This is a genomic window from Alteromonas aquimaris (assembly GCF_026183695.1).
Taxonomy (GTDB): domain Bacteria; phylum Pseudomonadota; class Gammaproteobacteria; order Enterobacterales; family Alteromonadaceae; genus Alteromonas; species Alteromonas aquimaris.
In genome coordinates, this window is the sequence record NZ_JAPFRD010000013.1 from 129880 (window position 1) to 155715 (window position 25836).

General features: G+C 46.0%; 25 protein-coding genes. 11 read left to right on the top strand and 14 right to left on the bottom strand.

The genetic code is table 11. The features are described from left to right. Positions 1–14: 14 nt before the first annotated feature. The 4 genes from mreD to OPS25_RS15115 form a co-directional block, all read right to left on the bottom strand. The gene (gene mreD / locus OPS25_RS15100) at positions 15–491 is read right to left on the bottom strand and encodes a rod shape-determining protein MreD (protein ID WP_265618711.1); all 477 of its coding nucleotides are present in this window, start codon (positions 489–491) and stop codon (positions 15–17) included. A gap of 2 nt (positions 492–493) precedes the next feature. Next, the gene (gene mreC, locus OPS25_RS15105; RefSeq protein ID WP_265618713.1) at positions 494–1396 is read right to left on the bottom strand and encodes a rod shape-determining protein MreC; all 903 of its coding nucleotides are present in this window, start codon (positions 1394–1396) and stop codon (positions 494–496) included. Between the two features lie 33 nt (positions 1397–1429). Then, positions 1430–2476 carry a rod shape-determining protein gene (locus OPS25_RS15110; RefSeq protein ID WP_265608223.1) on the bottom strand — a complete coding sequence of 349 codons (1047 nt, stop codon included), beginning with the start codon at positions 2474–2476 and terminating at the stop codon, positions 1430–1432. A 195-nt stretch (positions 2477–2671) separates the two neighbouring features. After that, positions 2672–3178, bottom strand: coding sequence for a hypothetical protein (locus OPS25_RS15115; protein WP_265618714.1), 507 nt, complete (start codon positions 3176–3178; stop codon positions 2672–2674). A gap of 600 nt (positions 3179–3778) precedes the next feature. Between OPS25_RS15115 and OPS25_RS15120 the strand changes: the two genes are divergently transcribed. Further along, positions 3779–4285 (top strand): DapH/DapD/GlmU-related protein, encoded by a 507-nt coding sequence (locus OPS25_RS15120; RefSeq protein ID WP_265618715.1) that lies wholly within the window; start codon positions 3779–3781, stop codon positions 4283–4285. Positions 4286–4783: 498 nt separating this feature from the next. Here OPS25_RS15120 and OPS25_RS15125 read toward each other — a convergent pair whose 3' ends face one another. Continuing rightward, positions 4784–5530 (bottom strand): pseudouridine synthase, encoded by a 747-nt coding sequence (locus OPS25_RS15125; protein WP_265618716.1) that lies wholly within the window; start codon positions 5528–5530, stop codon positions 4784–4786. Between the two features lie 112 nt (positions 5531–5642). After that, positions 5643–6185, bottom strand: a complete 543-nt coding sequence (locus OPS25_RS15130; RefSeq protein ID WP_265618717.1) for a single-stranded DNA-binding protein — start codon at positions 6183–6185, stop codon at positions 5643–5645. A 276-nt stretch (positions 6186–6461) separates the two neighbouring features. On the opposite strand from OPS25_RS15130, the gene OPS25_RS15135 reads away from it, so the two are divergent. After that, the gene (locus tag OPS25_RS15135; protein ID WP_265618718.1) at positions 6462–7862 is read left to right on the top strand and encodes a M20/M25/M40 family metallo-hydrolase; all 1401 of its coding nucleotides are present in this window, start codon (positions 6462–6464) and stop codon (positions 7860–7862) included. Between the two features lie 40 nt (positions 7863–7902). Here the strand turns inward: OPS25_RS15135 and OPS25_RS15140 are convergent, their stop codons facing one another. After that, complete coding sequence (locus OPS25_RS15140; RefSeq protein ID WP_265618719.1) at positions 7903–8760, bottom strand: alpha/beta hydrolase; 858 nt, start codon at positions 8758–8760, stop codon at positions 7903–7905. 64 nt (positions 8761–8824) lie between these two features. Then, positions 8825–10153: an MFS transporter gene (locus tag OPS25_RS15145; protein ID WP_265618720.1), complete on the bottom strand. Its 1329-nt coding sequence runs from the start codon at positions 10151–10153 to the stop codon at positions 8825–8827. Positions 10154–10400: 247 nt separating this feature from the next. Here OPS25_RS15145 and uvrA point away from each other — a divergent pair, with 247 nt between their 5' ends. Genes uvrA through OPS25_RS15160 form a run of 3 tightly spaced genes read left to right on the top strand, consistent with a single transcriptional unit; the run spans position 10401 to position 14367 of the window. Beyond that, positions 10401–13229, top strand: coding sequence for an excinuclease ABC subunit UvrA (uvrA, locus tag OPS25_RS15150; RefSeq protein ID WP_265618721.1), 2829 nt, complete (start codon positions 10401–10403; stop codon positions 13227–13229). A gap of 14 nt (positions 13230–13243) precedes the next feature. After that, on the top strand, positions 13244–13657 hold the full coding sequence (locus OPS25_RS15155) for an acyl-CoA thioesterase (RefSeq protein WP_265618723.1): 414 nt from the start codon (positions 13244–13246) through the stop codon (positions 13655–13657). Beyond that, entirely contained in the window at positions 13654–14367 is a 714-nt protein-coding gene (locus tag OPS25_RS15160) for a 2OG-Fe(II) oxygenase (protein WP_265618724.1), read from the top strand. The genes OPS25_RS15155 and OPS25_RS15160 overlap by 4 nt, the downstream gene beginning before the upstream one ends. 280 nt (positions 14368–14647) lie before the next feature. On the opposite strand, the gene OPS25_RS15165 is transcribed toward OPS25_RS15160, so the two are convergent. The 4 genes from OPS25_RS15165 to OPS25_RS15180 all read right to left on the bottom strand — a co-directional run bounded on the left by OPS25_RS15165 (position 14648) and on the right by OPS25_RS15180 (position 18532). Beyond that, positions 14648–16267, bottom strand: coding sequence for a methyl-accepting chemotaxis protein (locus tag OPS25_RS15165; protein ID WP_265618725.1), 1620 nt, complete (start codon positions 16265–16267; stop codon positions 14648–14650). 90 nt (positions 16268–16357) lie between these two features. Then, positions 16358–16828 (bottom strand): DUF3299 domain-containing protein, encoded by a 471-nt coding sequence (locus OPS25_RS15170; RefSeq protein ID WP_265618727.1) that lies wholly within the window; start codon positions 16826–16828, stop codon positions 16358–16360. Between the two features lie 73 nt (positions 16829–16901). Then, on the bottom strand, positions 16902–17435 hold the full coding sequence (gene ppa / locus OPS25_RS15175; RefSeq protein WP_265618728.1) for an inorganic diphosphatase: 534 nt from the start codon (positions 17433–17435) through the stop codon (positions 16902–16904). Between the two features lie 113 nt (positions 17436–17548). Further along, a complete protein-coding gene (locus tag OPS25_RS15180) occupies positions 17549–18532 on the bottom strand; it encodes a class 1 fructose-bisphosphatase (protein WP_265618729.1) in 984 nt (327 codons plus the stop codon). A 260-nt stretch (positions 18533–18792) separates the two neighbouring features. Between OPS25_RS15180 and mpl the strand changes: the two genes are divergently transcribed. From mpl to OPS25_RS15210, 6 genes are all read left to right on the top strand, one after another. Beyond that, positions 18793–20160 carry a UDP-N-acetylmuramate:L-alanyl-gamma-D-glutamyl-meso-diaminopimelate ligase gene (mpl, locus tag OPS25_RS15185; protein ID WP_265618861.1) on the top strand — a complete coding sequence of 456 codons (1368 nt, stop codon included), beginning with the start codon at positions 18793–18795 and terminating at the stop codon, positions 20158–20160. Continuing rightward, entirely contained in the window at positions 20153–20764 is a 612-nt protein-coding gene (locus OPS25_RS15190; protein ID WP_265618731.1) for a flavin prenyltransferase UbiX, read from the top strand. Before mpl ends, OPS25_RS15190 begins: the two co-directional genes overlap by 8 nt. Positions 20765–20775: 11 nt before the next feature. Beyond that, on the top strand, positions 20776–21573 hold the full coding sequence (locus tag OPS25_RS15195) for a S1/P1 nuclease (protein ID WP_407080248.1): 798 nt from the start codon (positions 20776–20778) through the stop codon (positions 21571–21573). 119 nt (positions 21574–21692) lie between these two features. After that, positions 21693–21914 carry a hypervirulence associated TUDOR domain-containing protein gene (locus OPS25_RS15200; RefSeq protein WP_265618732.1) on the top strand — a complete coding sequence of 74 codons (222 nt, stop codon included), beginning with the start codon at positions 21693–21695 and terminating at the stop codon, positions 21912–21914. 75 nt (positions 21915–21989) lie between these two features. Further along, complete coding sequence (locus OPS25_RS15205; protein ID WP_265618733.1) at positions 21990–22274, top strand: pepsin/retropepsin-like aspartic protease family protein; 285 nt, start codon at positions 21990–21992, stop codon at positions 22272–22274. A gap of 26 nt (positions 22275–22300) precedes the next feature. Next, complete coding sequence (locus OPS25_RS15210; RefSeq protein WP_265618734.1) at positions 22301–22894, top strand: retropepsin-like aspartic protease; 594 nt, start codon at positions 22301–22303, stop codon at positions 22892–22894. Between the two features lie 41 nt (positions 22895–22935). Here OPS25_RS15210 and OPS25_RS15215 read toward each other — a convergent pair whose 3' ends face one another. Together OPS25_RS15215 and rraA are read right to left on the bottom strand one after the other, a co-directional pair. Then, positions 22936–24858: a hybrid sensor histidine kinase/response regulator gene (locus tag OPS25_RS15215; protein WP_265618735.1), complete on the bottom strand. Its 1923-nt coding sequence runs from the start codon at positions 24856–24858 to the stop codon at positions 22936–22938. Between the two features lie 207 nt (positions 24859–25065). After that, positions 25066–25551, bottom strand: coding sequence for a ribonuclease E activity regulator RraA (gene rraA / locus OPS25_RS15220; RefSeq protein ID WP_265618736.1), 486 nt, complete (start codon positions 25549–25551; stop codon positions 25066–25068). Between the last annotated feature and the right edge of the window lie 285 nt (positions 25552–25836).

Below are 25836 nucleotides of genomic sequence, written 5' to 3' on the forward strand. Positions count from 1 at the left end.
ACGACACACTCCTTTTAGGTAACGCGAAACTGGCGGCGTGATTTACGAAGTAACCAGAAAATCCATGGCCATAGGAGCATTGAGGTGAATGTTGGCCACAAATAATCGAACAAAAAATAGATATCTGTAAGTAAATGCTGCAACCAAAATACCAGCAAGTGATATAACGCACTGAGTAACCCAATCACAATAGCTTGCTGCCACACCGAGTAGTTACGCAAGCGCTGATAATTCGCCACCAGTACCCACACAGACACACTCAATGCGAAGCTATGAATGCCAAGTGCCGTACCGAGTAAAATGTCCATCGCCAAACCGGTAATAAAAGCAATACCCACATTTACTCGATTGGGTAATGCCATCGCCCAGTATGCCAACACTATCAGCACCCAATCGGGTCGATATACGTCGGCTTCTATAGGTAGCGGCATGATCTGCAATACCAGCGCAATAAGCAGACTTACCGGGATAACAAAAAAACGTGATTGCACTCTCACTGATCATTATCCTCTGGCTGCTTAAGTTTTATATCTTCCTGCGCAGGCTGTTCACCGCTTGGCGTTTCAATTGCATTTTGCTCTTCAGGCCAAATCAGTAACAAATATTTAAGGCGATCCAGCCGAGCCAGGGGCTGGGCGGTGACGGTTGCAAACGGACGACTTTCATCCCGTACTACACTGTTAACCCGGGCCACTGGGTATCCTTCTGGAAACACCTGTCCGAGTCCAGAAGATAACAGTAAATCGTCCTTTTTTACATCCACACTATGGGGTACATGTTCAAGAATAAGTTCATCCAGCGAACCACTGCCGCTAGCAATAAAGCGTATATTATTGCGCACCGAGCGAACCGGAATTGCATGAGTCACGTCAGAAATTAATAATACGCGACTGTTGGTGGTCCCTACCTCCATTACCTGTCCGACAATTCCGCGGTCATCCAACACCGATTGCAAAGGAAAAACGCCGTCAATCGCCCCTTTGTTGATGAGGATCTGCTGACTAAAGGGATTGTTATCTACCGCCATCAGTTCTGCTACCATTTTGCGCATTTCCGGTTTTACCGGAGCGTCGAGTAATTTACGCAGCTGGCTATTTTCAGACTGCAGGATATCAAAACGTTGTAAGCGCTCACTCATCATAAGGAGCTTGTTAGTCAGGCGTTCGTTTTCGGACAGCAGCTGTTGATGGGAGGTAAGGCGCTGAGCGCTTGCACTTAGCATGACGCCAGGCAAGTTAGCAATGTATTGTATAGGACTGATCAGCGAGTTGAGGTAAACCCGAGTGGAACTGAAACCATCAAATTTATGATCGATAACAATTAACATAACTGACAGCGCAAGGGTAAGCGCTAGTCGGCTATTTATTGAGGGACCGCGAGTAAAAATACTATCCATTAAACAACGAAGGCAACCTTGCGGTTGCCCAGATTATTGTTCGTAGCTAAATAAATCACCGCCATGCAGGTCAATCATATCAAATGCTTTACCTCCACCGCGTGCAACACAGGTTAGCGGATCGTCCGCCACCACCACTGGAATGCCCGTTTCTTCCATTAACAATCGGTCTAAATCTTTTAGCAATGCGCCACCACCGGTAAGCACCATGCCACGCTCAGAAATATCTGAGGCCAACTCAGGAGGGGACTGCTCCAACGCCACCATTACGGCGGATACAATACCAGTAAGAGGCTCCTGCAACGCTTCCAGTATTTCATTGGAATTCAATGTGAATCCGCGCGGTACACCTTCCGCCAAGTTGCGCCCACGTACTTCAATTTCACGCACTTCTTCACCTGGGTAGGCGGCACCAATTTCATGTTTAATTCGTTCAGCAGTGGCTTCACCAATTAGCGAGCCAAAGTTTCGGCGTATGTAATTGATAATAGCTTCGTCAAACTTGTCACCACCAATACGCACCGACGATGAATACACAACGCCATTTAATGAGATAATTGCAACTTCAGTGGTACCCCCACCAATGTCTACCACCATCGAACCAGTAGCTTCCGAAACCGGCAATCCAGCACCGATTGCCGCAGCCATGGGCTCGTCAATCAGGTAAACTTCACGCGCACCAGCACCCAGCGCCGATTCTTTTATCGCGCGGCGCTCAACCTGGGTGGATCCACACGGCACACACACCAAAACCCGCGGGCTTGGGCGTAAAAAGTTATTGTCGTGAACCTGCTTAATAAAATGCTGCAGCATTTTCTCAGTCACATAGAAGTCGGCTATTACCCCATCTTTCATAGGACGGATCGCACGAATATTGCCAGGCGTTCGACCTAACATACGCTTGGCTTCTGCACCAACGGCGGCAACGCTTTTTGGGCCAGCAGCGCGCTCTTGCCTGATCGCCACAACCGATGGCTCGTTCAGAACAATCCCCTGATCTTTTACATAAATTAGGGTATTGGCTGTCCCGAGATCGATTGATAAATCGTTGGAAAACATGCCCCGAAGCTTTTTAAACATGAAATGCACTTTCCTGTAACTGAGCCAATTAGCTTAATCGCGATAACTACGGCACTAATTAGCATAGAAGATAGTTATCCCCACACTTTACCAACGGGGGCCTTATTGGGCAAGTAATCAGGTGGTTTAACTGCATAAAAAGTAGTAATTTTTTTTCGGCTCTCGGTAAATGTCGCTTTACCAGCAGCTGCCCACCTAATGGCTTGCAAAGTTCACCGTTCCATTATCAATGTGATAATCAAAATATGGCCCACTACTTAACCGAAAACGGCATCGTGCGCTAATTAACTTATCGTTATCAAGTTTACCCGGAAAGAACTCCCCGAATACCTTAAAGCCGTCAATGATCATAGGCACGTTTATTAACATACGCCACAAATCCGCACAGCCTTCACTGCTCGGTTTCACCTTAGGCCATCCATTCCGTGCGATTCGAACAGGACGCCGGTCGGTTTCTCTGCCTTGCGCATTATAATGCACAAACATAATCATTTCCGGCCGGCCTTCAGCTTCCCATTGATAATAAGAACTCACTGCACTACGCTCAAATTTATCAGCCAATTGTTCCAGCCACTGTGCCTTTAAATCGGGTTCAGGTCGATTTAGTATCAAAATAAGTGACATTAGAACTACGGCAAAGCCTATAATAATTGCTACGTTTATAGACGTATTTTGGGGTGCAATATTTTTTATTGTTTTCACACTGTTTTACCCATTGTCTTTTGTCGAATAAATTTACATACGTGCTAAAAGTATTTTGGCTGCTATACCATTAGTCTACTCTACAGCGGGAAATAAAAGCCAATTAGGCCTTTGGCTTGATAACTAAAAAACTCCTCAAAGCTGTTTTCCATCACGGTTTTCCAGGGAAGATGGTCCTACATTACCTATACTTTTATTGTCAGCCCTTAACGCTTGAGTTACCTGCTTACACCTCACTGGGTTGTATTCAGATGCCAATTTATGACGTTTCATCTCATTTAGCGCTTTGATAGTTCCACTTCACTACCCTGCTGGCTATTATATTGTCGGCAGCTAACCAGGTACACTTTAAACTACTTGTATGATGCCGTATTCAATTCGCTCTACCTTTTAGGATGGGGCGCTACATCCATGTGTTCGATATCCCCGGTTTTCTTACTACAAGGCATAGCCTCGGGCTCTTACTTTTTTTGTCTCAACGCTCGCTGGCCTACCATCTCAGTTGAGGATCATTTATTTCCTCGTCATGCTCAGATAGAATCAAATACGCTCCCAGAACGGCGAGCATCCCCAGAATTTCTCTCAATCTAAAGGTGCATCTTGTTCCCAATTGTCAATCCACCGCAAAAGAAAAGTTTTGACCCTACACAACAGCCATTCAGCGCGAACCGGCATCGCGCTGCGCAAATATGTCGACAGTTCAATTTACTATCGCCCCTTGCTGTCCAAGAACGAAAAAAATTACTGTCCACTCTGGTACACGGTGATCTACCCATTTTTATCGAATCCGATTTTTATTGTGAATATGGGGACAATATTCATATCGGCGCGGAAACCTTCATCAACCATAATGTAACAATAAACGATAGTGCGCCGATAGTTATTGGTAAAAATGTGCTTATCGGGCCAAATTGTTTTTTAAATACGGTGTTGCACCAAGCTGCAAACAAGGTCACCTGCGCGGCAATTAAAATTGGTGACCATGTATGGATAGGCGCGAATGTTACCATATGTGGAGGTGTCGAGATTGGTGATCACGCCATTATTGGCGCAGGTTGCATTATTAAAGAATCGGTGGGTGCCGGTGAGGTTGTCAAGGGTATCTAAACTGATTGACGAAGCGGTGACGAGCCCTCCTCCCCCGTTGTCCCCGTGCAGACGGGGACCTCCAAACTGCTAGCGCTGGCCTGAGAGATCGCCACCTGCGTGGCGATGACGATGAAAAGGTTGTGAGACGATCACGTGGGTGAAGTTGGGCGACGACAAAGTGGCGTGCCCCCTCCTTCCGTCGTCCCCGTGAAGACGGGGACCTCCCAACTGTTAGCGCTGGCACGGGAGATCGCCACCTGCGTGGCGATGACGCGGATGAAGTAGCGTGACGATGACGAAGTGGTGACGTGCCCCATCCCCCATCGTCCCCGAGAAGACGGGGACCTCACAACTGTTAGCGCTGGCACGGGAGATCGCCACCTGCGTGGCGATGACGTGGGTGAAGTTGCGCGACGATGACGAAGTTGGATAGCGATGACGATGAAAAGGTTGTGGGACGATCACGTGGGTGATATTGGGTGGTGAGGACGCCGTTGCATGGGGAATGTGTATAACCTAGTTTGTCTTTACCGCCTTAATAGAATGTTTCAACGCGGCATTCAGCGTTTTCAGTTCTTGCTCTGTAACGTTTCGCCACTGCCCTGAACGAAGCTTGCCCAGTTCAAAGTGCATAATGCGAGTTCGTTTCAGCTTGGTCACTTCATAACCCAAAAATTCACACATACGACGGATTTGCCGATTGAGTCCTTGCGTTAAAATAATCGTGAACGAAAATTTTCCGCGGGGACGAACCACGCATGGTTTGGTCACGGTACCAAGGATAGGCACCCCTTTTGCCATTTTTTGTAAGAAACGTTCACTTATTGGCTGATTGACTGTCACTTCATATTCTTTTTCGTGAGCATTTTCTGCACGTAAAATTTTATTCACAATGTCGCCATCACTGGTGAGTAAAATCAATCCTTCAGACGGTTTATCCAGCCGGCCTATGGGAAAAATGCGTTGTTTGTGTCCGATGGCGTCAATTATATTACCTTTTACATGACGTTCGGTGGTGCATGTAATGCCTATAGGTTTGTTATAGACAAGGTATATTCGGTCTGATTTATCCTCTGCAACCGCACCTATCCTTTTACCATCGACGACCACTTTATCCTTGGCAAAAATCTTTGTACCTAGCTCGGGCGCCTTACCGTTGACCGTGACCCTATTTTGTTCGATTAACTTATCGGCTTCTCGCCTGGAACATAAACCAGTGTCACTAATAAACTTATTTAATCGCTTTCCCGAATCTACGCTCATCAAGTTTTCCTTATCAGAAAAATCAACTAAAGAGGTTATCTAATCATCAGCAAAAAACCCTGCAAATGCAGGGCTCTTTCAATTTATATATTTTCCCGTTCGCCAACTGGAACTAGAACGGGATGTCATCATCAAAGTCAAAATCAGGCTCTGGCATTGCTGGTTTGGCATTGCTTTGATTACTTGGCTGTGGGGGACGACCGCCGCCCTGATTTGCTTGAGGAGCGTAGCCACCCTGTTGATTATAGCCTTGATTACCGCTGTTTTGTGGTCGCTGCTGATAACCGCCACCCGCATTTCCAGGATTACCGCCTTCCTGGCGACCGCCTAGCATTTGCATCTGGTCAACGATAATCTCAGTGGTGTAACGGTCCTGCCCTTGCTGGTCTTGCCACTTACGTGTCTGCAGTTTGCCTTCTACGTAAATTTGCGCGCCTTTTTTCAAGTACTCACCGGCAATTTCGGCTAATCGACGATACATGGTCAAACGGTGCCATTCAGTTTTTTCCTGTACCTGTCCCTGCTGATCTTTCCAGCTTTCGCTGGTCGCGAGACTCAAATTAGCCACCGCATTACCGTTGGGCATATAGCGTACTTCCGGATCATTTCCTAAATGTCCTACCAGGATGACTTTGTTAACACCTCTGTTTGCCATCGTTATCTCCTGCAACTTAATTTAACTTACCGCGCTTATCCGTATGAATAATAAAAGGATAAGGAGTTTTCAAGCGGATGAATTACGCGTAGTATACCTCAATTCACCGGCCTGTTTATGTATTTATTCAGGCCAATGAGCATACCCTTTAATTACGTCGCTAACCACTGCCCCTAAGAAGCGGTTTTAAAAGTAAATTGACGATTTAGATTCTCTTCTAAAATTAATTTTAGCATGCTCCTACTTCGACAACTTATGCTTAACCTAGGAAATTTGATGCAACGATTTATCAATGCGATTTTTTTTGCGGGCATAGTCACAATTGTGGCTTTTGCGGGCCCGGTCTCGGCTTTAGAAGAAAAATTACATGCCCAGTTGGACGAACTAAAAAGCGCATCCATTAATTCTTCTTTATCTTATGACATTATTGAATCTCTAACGACTGAAGTCGGCGCGCGCATGGTGGGCACGCCTGCTGAGAGAAAATCAGTGGAATGGGCGGTCGCAAAAATGCAGGCCTTAGGGTTTGATAAAGTATGGATTGAAGAAAGTCAGGCGCCCAACTGGCAGCGGGGCGAGCTTGAAGTCACCCTCACTTCTCCTTTTCTCCATAAATTGGTGGCCTTGTCTCTGGGTAACAGTGTTGGAACAGATACCAAACCCATTGAGACTGAGGTGGTCAAATTTAATAATTTAGATGCATTAAAAGCAGCCGAGCCTAATAGCTTAACGGGTAAAATTGCCTACGTCGCTTATTCGATGGAGCGCAAAAAGGATGGCAGTGGGTATGGCAACGCGGTGGGGGCGCGAGTAAATGGTGCTGCTATTGCGGCTGAAAAAGGGGCCGTTGCCTATGTTATGCGCTCAGTGGGCACAGATTCTCACCGATTTGCCCATACTGGGGTTATGCGGTACAAAGAGGAAGGTAAGCAAATTCCCGCTTTAGCACTTTCCAACCCTGATGCAGATTTGCTTGAAAATGCACTCAAGCGGAATAAACCCGTCACCATGGGGATTGCTTCCTCAGCGAGTGGTCCATTAAACGATACAGTTACCATCGCCAATGTAATTGGAGAATTTACAGGGAGTGAACACCCAGACGAAGTGGTGACCTTGGGCGCACACCTGGACAGCTGGGATGTGGGTACGGGCGCTATTGATGATGGAATAGGCGTGGGCATTACGTTAGCTGCAGTCCACCATATTGCCCGATTAAAGCACCGACCAAAACGCACAATCCGCGTAATTCTATTCGCTGCTGAAGAAATTGGTTTATTGGGCGCGAAAGATTATGTAGCCAGACGCAACGGCAATATGGATAACCATGTTATTGGCGCCGAGTGGGATTTCGGAAACGGAACTATTTATAAATTGGCACCTGGCGTGGGCGAGAACGCTTTGCTCAAAATTAAAGAATTTGCCGAATATTTGGCGCCCCTTGGCGTTGAGATGGCGTCCACCAATAACGCTAAAGGTCAGTCAGATATGAGTGAGCTTGGTAAGGCGGGCCAGCCCGCGGTTAACTTTTATCCTGATGGCTCTGATTATTTTGATTATCATCACACCGAAAATGACACCTTGGATAAGGTCGATACAGAAGCGTTAAAAATTAATACCGCAATTTATACAACGTTCGCCTGGTACGCTGCCAATAGCGGGATAGATTTCAGGAAGTAGCAATACTTATCGGCACAACAAGGGGGCGCTCACTGCTCCCTTATTTTAGGCTTTCGACAAACTCGCGATAGCGTTGAATGGTTGCTTCCTGTTTCATGCCATGAAAATGTGTTTGACCAGGAATGACGTATAGCACTTTATGTTCACTTGGTGCTGCCCGATACACTTGCTCCACAAATGCGACGGGCGTGATCCTGTCTTTCTCACCCACTAAAAAGAGTACTGGCCCGTGGTAGTCTTTAATAGCGTCAACATTGCTCATATTGGCTAAGTCAGGATGGATATCCAGTGTGGTGAAGATTCGGGACCAGCTGGGCATCATATTGGTCACCACGCTTGGTAAATCATTTAACGCACCATCAAGCACTATGGCGTCTACTGGACGTTCAGCGGCGACATATGTCGCCATCAGACTACCCATCGATAAACCGTGCACCAGGGTGGGTAAGCGTTTGGGAAACACCTCTTTGGCATAATCGTAAACCTGAAGCGCATCGGACTTTAAATTTGCTACTTTAAGTTTTTCGGCTTTGCCGCTAGCGCCCATGCCCTGGTAGTCAACCCACAATATATTAGCCGGGATCTGCCCGAACCTATGGATAAGCCCGGAACCAGAATTAATGGTTTGTCCATCGCCGCCAAAAAACACAATATTTGCTTTGGCCTTCGGATAAGAGACCGCCACACCAACTAATTCAAGGCCTTGTGCGTTAGTAAGTTGCACCGTGGTAATTGAAACCTGTGCTTCATCTTTCTGAATGGCTTTTTGCAGCGAGGAGGTATCAAGTTGTAGCGGCTGCTCATCTTGATGGATAAATGCTTTTGGACTGACGTCGATGGCACAGCCTGATCCAAGCACCAAGATACAGAGCGGAATGAGAAGTTTGATAACGCGCATTGATACTTCCTTGTGAAACCTGATTATATTAAAGCGGATGATGCACTTAAGAACAAGCGGTCAATTACTCTTTGGCGACAATTAGTTGTGCCTGGTGCAAATCAAATTCGCGGGTAACTTTCAAATAGATTGCATTGGATTTGGCATTCTGCCTCACTTCAACCACACCAGGTAGCGCTTTAAGCTCTGTTGCAGCTTGTTTCGATGCCCATCCTTTTAATTGAATACGTTTTACCCTGGACACTTCCTTCAGTCCCACCAGCAGCACAAACCAGACAATAACGGCAATTGTACCAACAGTATAGGCCGTCTCGGCGGGCCAATGGTTTACTGTCCAACCTGAAATTACGCCGCCCAGAAAGGCACCAAAAAATTGAAAGCTGGCATAAATCCCCATAGCCGTTCCTTTTTCACCGGCAGGAGCAATACTGGAAACCAAGGCTGGAAAGTTTGCTTCAAGATAGTTAAAGCCGGTGAAGAAAAACACCACGGCCACCAGCACCACCCATTGGTTGTTATCTTGCAATGCCAACATGCTAAACCCTGTACCCATTAATATGAGGGCCACCTGTAACAAGCGTTTTGGCATGCGTCCTCGCGCGACGCCCATCATCACTATCAAGCCGAGGATAGAAGCCAGCAGCACTGGAGCATAAAGTGTCCAGTGACTCTCCAGGGACATATCAAAGTGCAATAAAGTCACCGGGAGTTGCACAAAGAGTAACGTTATAAGCATGTGCAAAAACATTACGCTGATATTTAATCGCCATAGTTGCGAAGAGAAAAACAAGCGTTTTAGCTGACCTATTTGTGGCAGTGTATCCCCACTGGCAAGCAGCGAAACTTTAGGGATACCCCATTGAATCAACGGCAGGCATGCCATTGCCAGAAAACCGGTGATCCAAAAAATGCCTGCCAGCCCAAATTTTTCAGCCAGGATTGGGCCAATCAGCACGGCCATATAGAAGGACATTCCTATGGCAATACCGATAATCGCCATAACCTTTGCGCGCTGTGATTCTCTGCTAACGTCTGCAGCGAGTGCCATAATGGCCCCGGCTATCGCGCCAGCACCCTGTAAAATCCTACCCACAATCATCCATGCCATAGTATCGGCGCTGGCCGCTATAAAACTCCCTAACGCAAAGACCAATAAGCCCAGCAAAATAACAGGCTTGCGGCCCCAGCGATCAGACATCATACCCATCGGTATTTGCAAAGCCGCCTGGGTTAGTCCATAGCCACCAATGGCTAAACCCACCATCATTGGTGAATAATCCGGGTAATCCATGGCCGCCACCGCCAGCACTGGCATAACCATAAAGAGTCCGAGCATGCGCAATACGTAGACCAGTGCCAACGCAATCGCCGCACGTACTTCAAGTGCGTTCAAACTTCACCTGTGTTCGCTTATGTTTCGTTAATGCGGCGCAGTTTACCATAAAATGAATACTAGTCTGCACCGACGTGCGCCCTTCCACACAGCTGAACGGGTAGATCCCTCCAGTGGAGCTAACTGATCTGCCTTTTCCCTTGTGCGTAAACATTTCTTGTTTAATTCACATTGTATTCTGAGCAGCCGGTATATCTTTCACGCCCGGCTATGGCATACTGATCTTTTTGGCAAAATTAGCGCATCTATGGATAAAATCGACGTTCGCGGGGCTCGTACCCACAATCTTAAAAATATCGATTTAACCCTGCCGCGGGACAAACTGGTGGTGATAACGGGTTTGTCGGGTTCTGGGAAATCTTCACTGGCCTTTGACACGCTGTATGCTGAGGGTCAACGACGATATGTTGAATCCCTCTCAGCCTATGCCAGACAATTTTTATCAATGATGGAAAAGCCGGATGTGGACCATATTGAGGGCTTATCGCCTGCCATATCTATTGAGCAAAAATCCACTTCCCATAATCCCCGCTCAACGGTAGGAACCATCACGGAAATTTACGATTATCTTCGTTTGATGTTTGCCAGGGTCGGCACGCCTCGCTGTCCCGATCATGATACTCCCCTTGATGCTCAAACCATCAGTCAAATGGTAGATAAGGTTCTGGCTATGCCAGAAGGCACCAAGCTGATGCTACTGGCGCCTGTTGTGCAAGAACGTAAAGGTGAGCATGTAAAGGTGCTACAGAACCTCGCTGCACAAGGCTATATACGCGCACGTATCGACGGGGAGGTGTGCGATTTATCCGATCCGCCGACGCTGGACTTACATAAGAAGCACACTATTGAGGTAGTGGTCGACCGCTTTAAAGTACGCGACGATTTGCAACTGCGGTTAGCTGAGTCTTTTGAGACCGCACTGGAGTTGGCTCACGGTAACGCCAAAATTGCCAATATGGACGATCCGCAAGCTGAGGAAATCGTTTTCTCTGCTAATTTTGCCTGTCCCCAATGTGGTTACAGTATTAGCGAATTAGAGCCACGATTATTTTCCTTTAACAATCCTGCGGGTGCCTGCCCCACCTGTGATGGTCTGGGCACACGACAGTTTTTCGATCCCGCGCGTGTGGTAGCTAATGATGAATTAAGTTTAACCGGTGGCGCGATTCGTGGCTGGGATAAACGTAGCTATTACTACTATCAGATGTTACAGGCCGTTGCCGAACAATACGGTTTCGATTTGACCAAGCCCTTCGCTTCTTTATCGGACAAAGCACGTGAGGTGGTTTTATATGGCTCCAAAGGCAAGTCCCTGAAATTTAAATATATCAACGACCGCGGCGATGTGATGGAGCGTAAGCATCCCTTTGAAGGGGTGATCCCCAATATGGAACGGCGCTATCGTGAGACCGAATCTAATGCGGTGCGCGAAGAGCTTGCGAAATATTTAAGCCAGCAACCCTGTAGCGCCTGCGATGGCTCGCGTCTTCGCCTGGAGGCGCGACATGTATTTCTACACGATACCAATCTGCCAAAAATCACTGAAATGTCCATCGCAGGGGCGTATGAATTTTTTGAAAACCTCACCTTGGCCGGTCAGAAAGCGCAAATTGCAGAAAAGATTTTAAAAGAAATCCAAGACCGACTGCGGTTCCTGATTAATGTGGGATTAAATTATCTCTCCATGTCCCGTAGTGCCGATACTCTTTCCGGCGGTGAGGCTCAGCGTATTCGGTTGGCCAGCCAAATTGGTGCAGGATTGGTGGGCGTCATGTACGTACTGGACGAGCCCTCCATTGGCTTACACCAGCGCGATAATGAACGTTTACTGAAAACCCTGACTCACCTTAGAGATCTGGGCAATACGGTGTTGGTGGTGGAACATGATGAAGACGCCATTCGGGAAGCAGATCACATTGTAGACATAGGGCCAGGCGCGGGAGTGCATGGTGGTGAAATTATTGCACAAGGCAAACTGGAAGACATACTTAACAGTGAACACTCACTTACTGGAAAATATTTGTCAGGTAGAGAGAAAATTGAAGTTCCTGTTAAAAGAACCCCGTTTGACAAGAAGCACATTGTTACACTGACGGGGGCGACGGGAAATAACCTTAACGAGGTAGAACTGACTATCCCTGTCGGACTGATGACCTGCGTAACAGGCGTCTCCGGGTCGGGTAAATCCACACTGATTAACGATACTTTCTACAAAATCGCCCATCGGGAATTGAATAAGGCGACGACATCTGAACCAGCTCCCCATAAAGAAATAAAGGGTCTGGAACAGCTCGATAAAGTCGTCGACATTGACCAAAGTCCAATTGGTCGTACGCCCCGTTCAAACCCTGCTACTTATGCGGGCATTTTCACTCCCATTAGAGAGTTATTTGCGGGTACGCAGGAAGCGCGCTCACGCGGTTATAAGGTTGGCCGCTTTAGTTTCAACGTGAAAGGGGGACGGTGCGAAGCCTGTCAGGGCGATGGCGTAATCAAAGTTGAAATGCATTTTTTACCTGACGTCTATGTTCCTTGTGATGTGTGTAAAGGGAAACGCTATAATCGTGAGACGCTGGAGATTCAGTACAAGGGCAAAAACATCCATGAAGTTTTAGAAATGACAGTGGAAGATGCCAGAAGTTTCTTCGATGCTATCCCCTCCATTGCTCGTAAGCTCCAAACGCTCATTGATGTGGGCCTTTCTTATATTAAACTGGGCCAGGCGGCGACTACGCTGTCCGGCGGGGAAGCACAACGGGTCAAGCTTGCTCGGGAGCTATCTAAACGGGATACCGGACAAACCTTATACATTTTAGACGAACCTACTACAGGCCTCCACTTTCACGATATCAAGCAATTACTTGCAGTGTTACATCGGTTACGTGATCATGGTAATACCGTAGTGGTTATCGAACACAATTTGGATGTAATCAAAACCGCTGACTGGATCGTGGATTTAGGCCCTGAAGGTGGCTCGGGGGGTGGCAATATTATTGCTACAGGCACGCCCGAAGAAGTAGCAGAATCCAAGGTTTCTCATACAGGCCACTTTCTAAAGCCGCTGTTAACGCGTTAAAAAAGAGTATAACCATGACAAATCATCCTATGGAAACATCGTTTGATGTTCGTTTTTATGAAACGGATGCGCTGGCACATGTAAGCAATACGGTCATCGTTGGCTGGTTTGAAGCTGCCCGTGAGCCTGTGTTTCGTATGTTTACCCCCAGTCTGGATTTAAAAAACTGGCCCCTGATCCTGGCCAGTTATCATGTAGACTTTCATGCACAGATTTTTTATGGCCAGCCGGTAACGGTCAAAACCTATATCAGCCGTATCGGCAATAGCTCGTTTGATGTATTCCAGGAGCTATGGCAAAACGAGGACAAGTGTGCGTCGGGGACGACCACCATGGTGCATTTCGATTATAAAAATCAACAGGCGTGTGCGATACCCGAAGAAGTTCGAAGTGCCTTAGATGTACACTTGTTGGAGCCAAAATCATGAACGAACCACACGGCGATTTTATCGAAGTCATCGACGATGTGTTATCGGCGGACTTATGCCGCAATATTATTTCTGCCTTTGAACAAAGCCCAAATCTGACAGCGGGACGCACCGGTGGCGGTGTAGATACCGATAAAAAGAAAAGCTCGGATGTGTCTTTTAGTGAAAAGCCAGAGTTTAAAGAATTTTTCCCTCAGGTCATGCAGAAAACTGGCGAACAGTTACTGCGTTACATGGAAAAGTATTATTTTGCGTTAGTGGGGCCAATAGGGCTTACCGTGCGTCATCCCACCTCGGGTGAGCCAGTAAAATTGACAGGTGAAAATTTTGCTGAAGTCGGCAAACCTAATTTAGCAAATTTGTTAAATTATCTGTTTCGGATAGGTGAAATCAATGCCCAGCGTTATCGCGCAAATGAGGGTGGCTATCCGTACTGGCATTCAGAGGTATACCCACAGCTACCTCATAATGAGGCGTTACATCGTACTCTTTTATTTATGTTTTATTTAAACGATGTCAATGATGGGGGCGAAACGGATTTTTATTATCAGAATCGTTCGGTAACGCCTAAAACAGGGAGAATGGTAATCGCGCCAGCAGGTTTTACTCATACCCATCGCGGGCAAACTCCTAAAGATCAGGATAAATATATTCTGACTTCCTGGCTATTGTTCAATCGTGCGGAAGCCATTTATACGCCACAGCGATAACAAAATCTCAGCTTATTGAAGGGCGCAAATCAGTATCAGAATTGATTAGCTGGGGACAGGTCTGATGGGCGTACACTACATGTGATTGTTACTTTCAACACGGCGAAAGAACCCCGCCCGAATGAATTGATAAAACCTCTTTATCAAGACTGATATTGGCGTGATGGGACAGCCACCGTCCCAGCACGTCGTACTTTATACCTGGTACTGGCTACCAATGGCCCTGATGTCAATCACTTCCTCCATCCCTGACTGGGCCCTATTTCTTTTACTTAAAGTATCAGTATTTGAATTGCTGCATGATGCGGGCAAAGTCTTTTGCCAGTTGTTCGAGTGACTGGCTGACACTGGCGAGTTTTTCTGCGCTTTCAGCGGTATCATCGGTGCGACGATTTATATCATCTACATTCTCTGAGATGCGTCTGGCGACACTCTGTTGTTCCCCCGTCGCATTGGCAATCTGATCATTCATCTGTGTTATGCGTGAAATAGTGTCGTTAATGACGGTCAAGCTACTTCCCGCTTTATTAGCCTCCTGGACACTTGAGCCGGCTAATTCTGTTCCCCGCCCCATCACCGTCACGGCTGAACGAGCTGCACTCTGCAATTGTTCAATGGTGTGTTGAATTTCTTCGGTTGATTGCTGGGTTCGCGAAGCAAGGGTTCGCACCTCATCTGCAACCACTGCAAACCCTCTGCCTTGCTCACCGGCTCTGGCTGCTTCAATCGCAGCGTTCAACGCCAACAAGTTGGTTTGTTCAGCAATCCCTTTGATCACGTCCAGTACAGCGCCCACCTGATTTGAATCCGACTCCAGTTTACGGATGACTTCTGCGGTTTCTTGCACTGAATTGGCTAGATTCTGAATACTGGTAACGGTGGCGTTTACCACTCGCTGACCCTCTCCCGAGGCACTGGACGCATCTGAAGCTGCCTCTGCCGCATCCGCTGCACTGCCCGCTACTTCGTTAACACTGAGGGTGAGATTTTCCACCGCATGCTTAGCTTCTTCAGCCGAGCGCTGTTGGGCATTGATTGTCTGACGGGTATGCCCTGACACCTGATTTAAATTTTGAGCCAAATCGGACAGCGGCTTTGCCGACTGTCCTATATCTCTGACCACACCCTGTAACTTTGCAACGAACTGATTAAACCAATGCACCAATTCGCCAATTTCATCTTTGCTGGAAGTTTTAATACGTACAGTTAAATCACCATCTTCTTGCGCAATGTCACGCAATGAATTAACTACGTCAATCACGCCACTGCGAAGATTGTGGACAATCGGTATTGCGGTAGCAAACAGTATTATAGTGGTGATTATACCCATTACCACGCCCACCATAATGAGAGAGCGTGCCGCATCATTTGATTCGTCAATGGCATCTTCGAACGCTGCGCTACGCGCCTGACTGAAAGTATCTAAACGGCTGGTCGTAGACTCAAATAATTGATTCATGCTAGCGCTTTGTTCGGCAAGACGGCTGAAATCAGCGGTACCATTCACCATCGACTCGCTTACCGAATAAGCTAATGTAAAATAATCGTTAAAGTTCGATAAAATACTATTTGCTTCTGAACTTAGATCAGGATTGACCTGAGCAATACTTTTTAACTGCTCTCGGGTGTTCTCAGCCAACTCATTCGCTCGCTGCAACGCTTCTTCGTCACCAGTTGTTACAGCGCTGCTAAGTGTATCCCGTACATTCTTCATATCAAAAAGGGCTTCACGGGAGTGATTCAGCGCTGGGAACTGAACCCCTCTGGCATTATCCAACAAGCGGACGTTATCCAAAGCGGTATAAGAAGTAATGGCCAGATAGATTACAAAGGCTATCGTACTAATTATTGGAATAAGATAGAGTTTTTGGGCGATGGATAGTCGGTTAAGAAAGTTCATTAGCTTCCAGTCGGGTTAGTTTTAATTACTGCAAATCAACATATCTAAATTTATTATATATCTGTGTAATATCAAAAAAATTTCACTGCTTTAGAATGGTGCAACGGATTCGCCACTCAACCGATACCCTACAGAAGCAATTTCGCCAGCCCATCCTTCGGTGCTGAGCACGCCCGTTACCCATATGGCATCAGATAAATTATCTATCGGCACACCTTGCTCAAACTTTACATAAACGATTTGATTTGAAGGGGGTGGGGGTACATGAATGCAGGCGCCAAAATAGGGCACTAGTAAAAATTCGGTGGTAAGTTCTGCTGTTCCTTCGAGGGGCACTACGAAGCCAGGGATTTTGACGCGTTGTCCATCATACTTAGACACCACGGGTGCATTGGGTTGAAGTTGTGCCATGCTGCCCTCATGAGAAACCGAAGGAGCCTGCATTGGATTAAATCCCGCAGGCACCAAATCTTCCCAATACACTTCGACTGGTTCATCAGCGGATGTCACTGCACTAGTGAAGCTGCTAATAACTAGCAAAATATAAATAATTGATCTCATGCTTTCTCCAAAAACAAAAAAGGTTCGCGCAAGACGAACCCTTTAAAATCTGGCCTATCTAGAAAATAGATAATTAGCCGTTTTGCTTTTCACGCTCAACACTTGAGGTAATTTCGGCTTTTGCTGCTTCAGCGTTATCCCAACCATCAATCTTAACCCACTTACCAGGCTCAAGATCTTTATAATGAGAGAAGAAATGTTCAATCTGTTTCAGGAGCAATTCTGGCAGATCGTTAACATCGTGAACATCGCGGTAGATAGTTGATAGCTTATCAATCGGCACAGCGATGACTTTCGCGTCTTTACCTGATTCATCGGTCATATTTAATACGCCAACAGGACGACACTTAATTACAGAGCCCGACAGTAAAGGGAACGGGGTTACAACCAGAACGTCTACTGGGTCACCATCTTCCGACAATGTGTTGGGAACATAACCGTAATTAGTGGGATAATGCATACAAGTAGCCATAAAACGGTCCACATACATGGCACCCGTTTCTTTGTCGACTTCGTATTTTACCGGGTCAGCCTGAGCTGGGATTTCAATGATAACATTCACTTCATCAGGCAGCTTTTTACCTGCTGGAACGTTGCTTAAGCTCATTTACAAATTTCCTTTAATTTAGACGTGACAATAAACCGCACAGTATAATACCAATTGCGTTAAGTATCTATGCTATCAAGATGCAGTAAAACGCTGCAAACCGACGGCTCGAACTAGGAGGATTCATGTTTAGCGTAGTAACTCAAACATGCCTCAACTTCTTCTTTAGACCCTAGTAAGGTCGGTACACGCTGGTGAATTTCACTTGGCATCACTTCCATAATGCGACCATGCCCCGTATTAGCCAGCCCACCCGCTTGTTCCATTAAAAATGCCATCGGGTTTGCCTCGTAAAGTAAACGTAACTTACCAGGAATGGAGGGGTTACGCTTATCAAATGGATACATAAAAATGCCGCCTCGACACAGCACGCGATGAATATCACCCACCATTGCTGCCACCCAACGCATATTATAATTTTTCCCCCGCGGGCCTTCTGTGCCGGCCAGCAAGTCACCGATGTATTCCTGAATGGGGGTTTCCCAATGACGCTGATTAGAGGCGTTAATGGCAAATTCTTTAGTTTGCTCGGGAACTTGAATATTGGGATGAGTAAGCAGGAAACCACCATGGGTTTTATCCAAAGTATACAGATGCGTACCACGGCCCGTAGTCATTGCCAACATCGTTGAGGGCCCATACAACACATATCCTGCAGCGACCATCTGGGTTCCCGGCTGTAAAAATGCCGATGGATCGTCAGCGTCCATCCACTGTGGTGCGTGGGTGATAGAAAAAATCGTGCCGATAAGGCTGTTTATCTCTGTGTTGGATGAGCCATCCAGCGGATCAAAACTTACCAGGTACTTACCTTCAGGATTACAAGGAACGACATCATCTTCTTCTTCAGAGGAGATCGCTTTAACATAACCCGACTCGCGTAAGGTATCTTTTAAAATCTGATTTGAAATTACATCGAGTTTTTTCTGGGTTTCACCCTGTACATTTTCACTCAACGTAGAGCCCAAGACACCTGCCAGGGCGCCTTGACTCACTCGAAAAGAAATTTCTTTACAGCCGGCTAAAAGCGTACGAATAAGGAGGATCAGTTCAAGAGGGGCACCATCTTTTTGTAACTGTGAATTAAGTCGTTTCATAGTGTGCTACAGCCTTTATCAATTTTTGTAGGGTAAATCAGCGATCGCGTTGAATAGTATAATTGTTGTTAGTTAACGTAATTGCACTGAAATTCGATTAATCTGTCGTCCTGAGCAATTTCGAACTGCTTGAAATGGCGCGGATTAATTGGACACTAATTGTACCCGCGAAAAAGTTCGAAAGGAAATCTGAGTTGCTTATCAACACATTGGTGCGTATCTGGTAGAGTATATTGAAGAAAAAATTAGCTGAATATCCTATGCATGTACATATTTTAGGCATTTGTGGAAGTTTCATGGGCGGCATCGCCGCTATCGCTAAAGCGCAAGGGCATATCGTGACAGGATCTGACCAAAACGTTTACCCCCCCATGAGCACACAGTTAGAAAGTTTAGGCATCACCCTAACCGAAGGCTTTGACGAAGCTCAGTTTCACCCGCAACCGGATGTGGTGATAATCGGTAACGCGCTGTCGCGAGGCAACGCCGCAGTGGAATACGTGCTAAACCGTAACATTCCTTATATCAGTGGGCCACAATGGTTACTTGAAAATGTACTCCAGGAGCGCTGGGTGATAGGGGTTTCCGGTACGCACGGAAAAACCACTACCAGCAGTATGGTAGCCTGGTTACTCGAATATGCGGGTTTGCAGCCTGGTTTTTTAATTGGCGGTGTACCGCAAAATTTTGGTATTTCTGCGCGTTTGGGTAACAGCCCGTTTTTTGTGATAGAGGCTGACGAATATGACAGTGCCTTTTTCGATAAACGCTCGAAATTTGTTCACTATCATCCTCAAACGCTTGTCATCAATAACTTGGAGTTCGATCACGCGGATATCTTCGCCGATTTAGCTGCTATCCAAACTCAATTTCACCATCTTGTGCGTACTGTCCCTGGGAATGGATTAATTTTATCGCCTAAAAGCAACCAGGCTATTAACGAGACTCTGGGAAGGGGCTGCTGGAGTGCGCAGCAGTATGCAGGAACGGATTGGCAGTATGAGTTAATTAAGTCCGATGGCAGTGCTTTTAAGGTGCGCTACGCTGGCAAGGTTGTCGGCGAAGTTTACTGGGATTTACTGGGCTTGCATAACGTTCAAAACGGTCTAATGGCCATTGCCGCGGCACATCACGCGGGTGTTACCCTTACAGATGCAATAGAGGGACTGGCACAATTTAAAAACGTTAAGCGCCGCTTAGAAGTTCGGGGCAAAGTAAACGATATCACGGTTTATGATGATTTCGCTCACCATCCTACTGCCATTGCATTGACCATTCAGGGTCTACGAGAAAAAGTGGGCAAGCAACGCATCTTTGCAGTGCTCGAACCACGCTCAAATACGATGAAAATGGGCCATCATCAGGAAGAATTGGTCGCGTCCTGGCAAACCGCAGATCAAACCCTGCTGCTTGAACCTAAAGGACTGAGTTGGTCTCTTTCGAAACTTGCATCGACAAGTAACAGCCCGGCCACGTGTTTTAGCGAAGTTAGTCAGATCATTGACTATTTAATTCAACACGTACGCAGCGGCGATAACATTCTTATTATGAGTAATGGCGGATTCGACAATATCCATCAACGCTTACTGGATGCATTAGTGTTAACCATGGAAAAAACCGATGACTAATCCCTCTATCACGTTAGCCATAACTGGCGCTTCCGGGGCACCTTATGCCTTAAGGCTACTTGAATCATTGCTGACCACCCACTGCACAGTACACTTGTTAATTTCATCGGCAGCTAAAGTTGTGCTGGCTACCGAAGAGGAACTTCAGCTTCCCAGCAGACCTGCACAAATAAAATCATTTTTTGTTGAGAAGTTCAGCTGTAACGAAGACCAGTTACACGTATATGGAAAAGAAGAATGGTTTTCCCCCGTCGCTTCCGGCTCAGCCGCCCCTAAAACGATGGTAGTTTGCCCCTGCTCTACCGGCACCCTCTCTTCTATCGCGACCGGGGCCAGTGATAACCTGATTGAACGCGCCGCAGATGTGGTGTTAAAAGAACGCGGTCAATTAATTTTAGTTCCCCGAGAAATGCCGCTATCATCCATTCATCTTGAAAATATGCTTAAATTGTCTCAACTAGGTGCGACCATTATGCCTGCTGCGCCGGGATTTTATCATCAACCGCAATCAATAAACGACTTGGTTGACTTTGTCGTCGCCAGAATTTTAGACCATATTGGAATTGACCAAACTCTTATGCCTCGCTGGGGCTATCAACGTTAAAAGGAAAACGTATGTCAAACTTAGTTCGGGCTGTCATCATCGCATCAATCACGTGTGTTGGTTTGTTTACCTCAACGCTCGCTATGGCGTGGGGTCAAACGGGACATCGAGTAACGGGTGCCATTGCGGAGCACTACTTATCTCCCAACGCTAAAGCGGCATTAAACGACCTGTTACCCAACGAGTCATTAGCAGAAGCTTCTACCTGGGCGGATGAAATGCGCTCGAATCCACATCCTTTTTGGCAGAAAACCGCCTCGCCGTGGCATTACGTGACCATTCCCGGTAACAAGAATTATCAGCAAGCCGGGGCCCCCGCACAGGGCGATGCCTATACAGCGCTTGAGCAATTTAGAACAACGTTGAAGAACCCGCAGAGTACGCGTGAGGAAAAGCAAAAAGCACTGCGCTTTATTGTGCATATTATCGGCGATCTGCACCAACCATTACATGCAGGTGATGGCACGGATCGAGGTGGAAACGATGTCAAAGTGCGCTTTTTCTGGCAGGATTCAAATCTACACCGGGTATGGGATTCTCAACTCATAGCCCAGCGAGAATTGTCTTATTCAGAGTGGAGTGAATGGTTGCTACCTAAAATTACTCAGGCTGAGCGTCGTGACTGGCGTGACACTAATCCCCAAACATGGATAGCGGAGAGCGTAACCATTCGTAAAACCATTTACCCAAAAGATGCGAATAATATGAATTATGACTATCTTTACCAACACATCCCAACGGTGAAGAAACGTCTGCAACAGGCAGGGGTAAGAATCGCTGATTATCTCAATGAAATATACCAACAATAAGCTGAGTTTAAGGAGCCCATTGAGGCTCCTTTTTTGATTAGCTTGATTACTAAAATTTAACTGCACCAGCTTTGGCTAGCCTCAGTATCTATTCCTATCCACTCTGCGAGAGATAAAGTATGAGTAAATCGTATCAGACCAACACCAAGGTAGAATGGGAGTGGGGTCATGGCAAAGGCACTGGCTATGTAAGAGAAGTCTTTCGGGAAAAAGTCACTCGGACCCTAAAAGGCAGTGAAATCACCCGCAATGGTTCTATCGATGATCCGGCCTATTTGATTGAACAGGACGATGGTGACCGTGTTTTAAAACTGCATAGCGAAATAAGAAAACATAATTAATTGAACTAAAAAGAAATAGTCCGGTACCAATCACATAATAAATCTTACACAGTTGTTTGGATAAGGATGTGTGGTTTGAAAAAGTGTTTATTGCTCGCTACATGTTTAATTGCCTCTGCGACCAGTTACGCCAAAATTAACGTTGTCCCCCTTGAACGTTACGGTAAAGGGCATTTCAAACTTAATGTATCAATTAATGGGCGCTCATCAACATTTATGTTTGATGCCGACGCCTCCGGTACTGTCATTGACAGCAGTAAGCTGGACTATTTTGGTATCGAGCCCAGTGCGTCCAATTTTGATGGTATTGCGGTTGGCAATGAGCAACAGAGTAAATCAAAACCACGCAGATATGGGTAGACTCGTTCGCGCTTAATGGTATCGATGTGCCGATTAATGCTGTATTTGCACAACACATTTCACAAGAGGCTATAGCTGGCATCGTCGGTCAGGATGCCGTCGTCTCGCTTAATGCGCTGATTGACCTCTCATCTGCGCAGTTAGTAATTCCTGAGACTGAACACGATACGCACGCATTTTTAACCGAAACACTTTCAACAGACTTTACTTCGGTAGAATTACACGAATCACGAATGGGATTTCACTTCGTCGAGGTGACACTGAATAACCAACCGGCAAGATTGATTATCGACTCTGGTGCTCCCCAGGTTATGTTAGATAAATCAGAGCTTGAACGAATGGCGCTCAAAACTGAACAACACGACACTGCAAAAATGGTGCTTAACGATGGTACCAAGGTGGCAATAGATGTTCTACATGACACATCCATCGCGATTGGCGATACCATAATTGAAGGTGAACTTATGGCAAGCGATCTGTCAGGGCTGATGACCGCAATCAATGAAAAGGCAGAGACTCGAATTATTGGCGTTATTGGTAACCAGCAACTGGTGAAACTTAAAAGTATTATTGATTTATCCCAGAGTACGCTTCACCTAAGTTCTCCTTACTCACGCTGAACCTGGTCATTGAGACGATCACTATGCTGGGTTACCGACCGCTACGATAAATACTGCTTAAGTCCTGCAACGTCATGTTTGCTGACGTAACGAAGGATGTTTTTCAACTGTTCAGCGTCTATTGGTTTAACCAAGTGGTAATCAAACCCTGCTTCTTTCGTACGCTGGAGATCCTCTTCCCGGCCCCACCCTGTTAATGCAATAAGGATGGTATTCGTTCTCCATTCAGCTTGACGCATCAGTTTCGCGGTTTCATACCCATTGAGTTCTGGCATCCCAATGTCCATAAAAATAATATCCGGCGATAACTCAGCTGCTACTTCTAACGCTTCTTTGCCACTATACACAGTATCAACTGAATACCCGAGCATAAGAATAAGCATTCCCAGGATATCTGCCGCCGACTTATTGTCGTCGACAAGCAGCACTTTACAAGATTTCTCTTTGCGCTCTTCACCTGATTTTAGTGAATCGTTTTCTGCTAATTTAAAATTAGTGACGGGTAACTGAACCACAAACTTACTCCCTCTTGCCGGATAACTTGAGCTAACCGTTACCGACCCATCGTGTAATTCTATAAGTCTTTTTACCAGTGACAGCCCCACGCCTAACCCCTGCTCTCCCGATTCAAGTTCATAACCGGATTGCGAAAAGAGCTCGAAAATATGCTCATGGTGTTCTGGCGGAATGCCAATTCCGTTATCCTGGATTGAAACTAAAACGTTTTCATCATGTACATCCATAGCGACTTCGATTCTGCCTTCGCGTGGCGTGTATTTGGTTGCGTTATCTAATAAATTAGAGAAAATTTGAATAAGACGTACCTTGTCGCCCTTCACTACTATCGATTCGAACTTATTTCTATCGTAAACAAATTGATGCTGGGCGGTTTCCATTTTTACCGCTACTGACTCAATTGCACTTGAGATAACATCGTTCAGCTCCACCTCATCAATTTTTAACGTCATGACATTTCTGGTTATGCGCGAAACATCCATTAAGTCATTAACCAGTGAGGTTAATTGCTGGCTTTGTTTTTCCATGGTTGAGCGCAACGATTCGATAGCCTCAAGGTTTCTATTCTCTATAGCTATTTTCATTGCTTCAAGACCACTGGTGATAGGCGCTAATGGATTTCTAAGTTCATGTGCCAGGGTAGCTAAAAAATCATCCTTGCGAGTATTTGCTTCTTTTAACGCTTCGTTAGTGGTTTTTATCTGCTCCATCAGCTGAGTTTCGCGTCGCAATGCGTATAGCTCTTTCTGTAACTGAGAGGACAGTTCACACGCCCCGGCTTCCGGATCATTAAAGATTTTCTCAGCCAGCTTTTCCTGAACGGTAAATAATTGGCGTAAATCGTCTTCTATTTCTAAATCAGGGTGAACCTTTGTCCAATAATGGGCGGTCCGAATGAAGGTCAGCAAGACCAGTAAATACTCTAAGTCGTTAGGTGAGTATGCCAGTTTCAACGCATCCAGGCAGTCAGGCGTACTTTCCGTCTGGAGTAAGATATGCGCCACACAGACAAAAATGGCATACTCGTCCTCGGAGCCTTGTTCAGGGGCTCGCGACATAGATAACTTTTGCCGCTTAACCATTTCAAGGTAGGGAAGCAGGTCATCATTCCGTGGCAATGGCTCGGCCAAAAGGGAAATAATTAAATCAATGGAAGATAAATTACTTGAGGGGTCACCCGATGGGTGGCCCAGCCCCGCTAAAAAGCCGATGTGTCGGGCTATGCAATACCTTACTTCGCAAAAACGCGAAGTGTATACAAACAAACGCTCTTTAAATAATGAAGGGAACGGGTTGTTTAGATACGCAAATTTCGCAAACCCCCAAAGGTTCTGGGTGATATCGGGGGATTCAGAGGCGAGTTTAAAAAAGTTGGGCACAACGCCAAAGCGACTTTCAACCTCGGTCAGCAGACTCTGCTTGTGTTGATTTTCTATTTGAGCTTTCATCTACGCATTAACTTAATTAGATTCAGTGGATTGCCACAATAAGACGCTGTCAATCCATTACCGCATATAAGTTGGCGTATAATGGGAAAAATAAAAAAGAAGCGCTATGATAGCAATAAGAGAATCCGCGTCATCTGGTTCACAATTAGAACACTATTTTTCAAATTCTCAATACTTACGCAATAACGCTTTTTTTAACTGATCCTGTTATTCGATATCTAAAGGCTCAGGTGAGAGGATGACGCCGGTTGAGTCTGCGTAGAGGTGGTCTTCAGGTAAAAATGTCACGCCACCAAAGTTCACTGGAACATCAACGTCACCTATGCTTTCCACCTCAGCATTTACCGGGATGGAAGCAACTGCGAGTACACCAATGTCTAAATCAGCCAGACTATCGACTTCCCGAACACTTCCGTAACACACAATGCCTTCCCACTCATTATCGATGGCAACCTGCGCGGAATTAGCGTCGATTAACGCGCGTCGTGTGGAGCCCCCGCCATCGATGAGTAACACTTTTCCAGCACCATTTTGTGCCAGAACGCGATCAATCAAACCACGATCTTCATAACATTTGATAGTGGTGATCTCACCGCCGAACGAATACCGTCCGCCGTAACTGACAAAAATTGGGTCAACTACATCAACACTGTCGGCAAACAAGTCACATAATTCGGAAGTATTGTAATCCATCGATTTTCCTTACAGGCGCTTAATAACTGCTTTGCCTAGCATAGCATCATTTAGGTTAAATCAAACACATTGGTGATATTTATCAGTAATTCACGCTTTTTAAACATGACCAGCCGGATAATGACTCACCGTCCACAGGTTGCATTTAACTGACTCGTTGGCTGTCATAAATAAATGATTTGTTTTTGAGCAATCTCTATGTGGTTAATGATAAATAAATCGGATAAGGCCCTTAATTTACGCGTTAAGTAGTTCTGTTATTTTTATATGGCACTTATTGGTTAA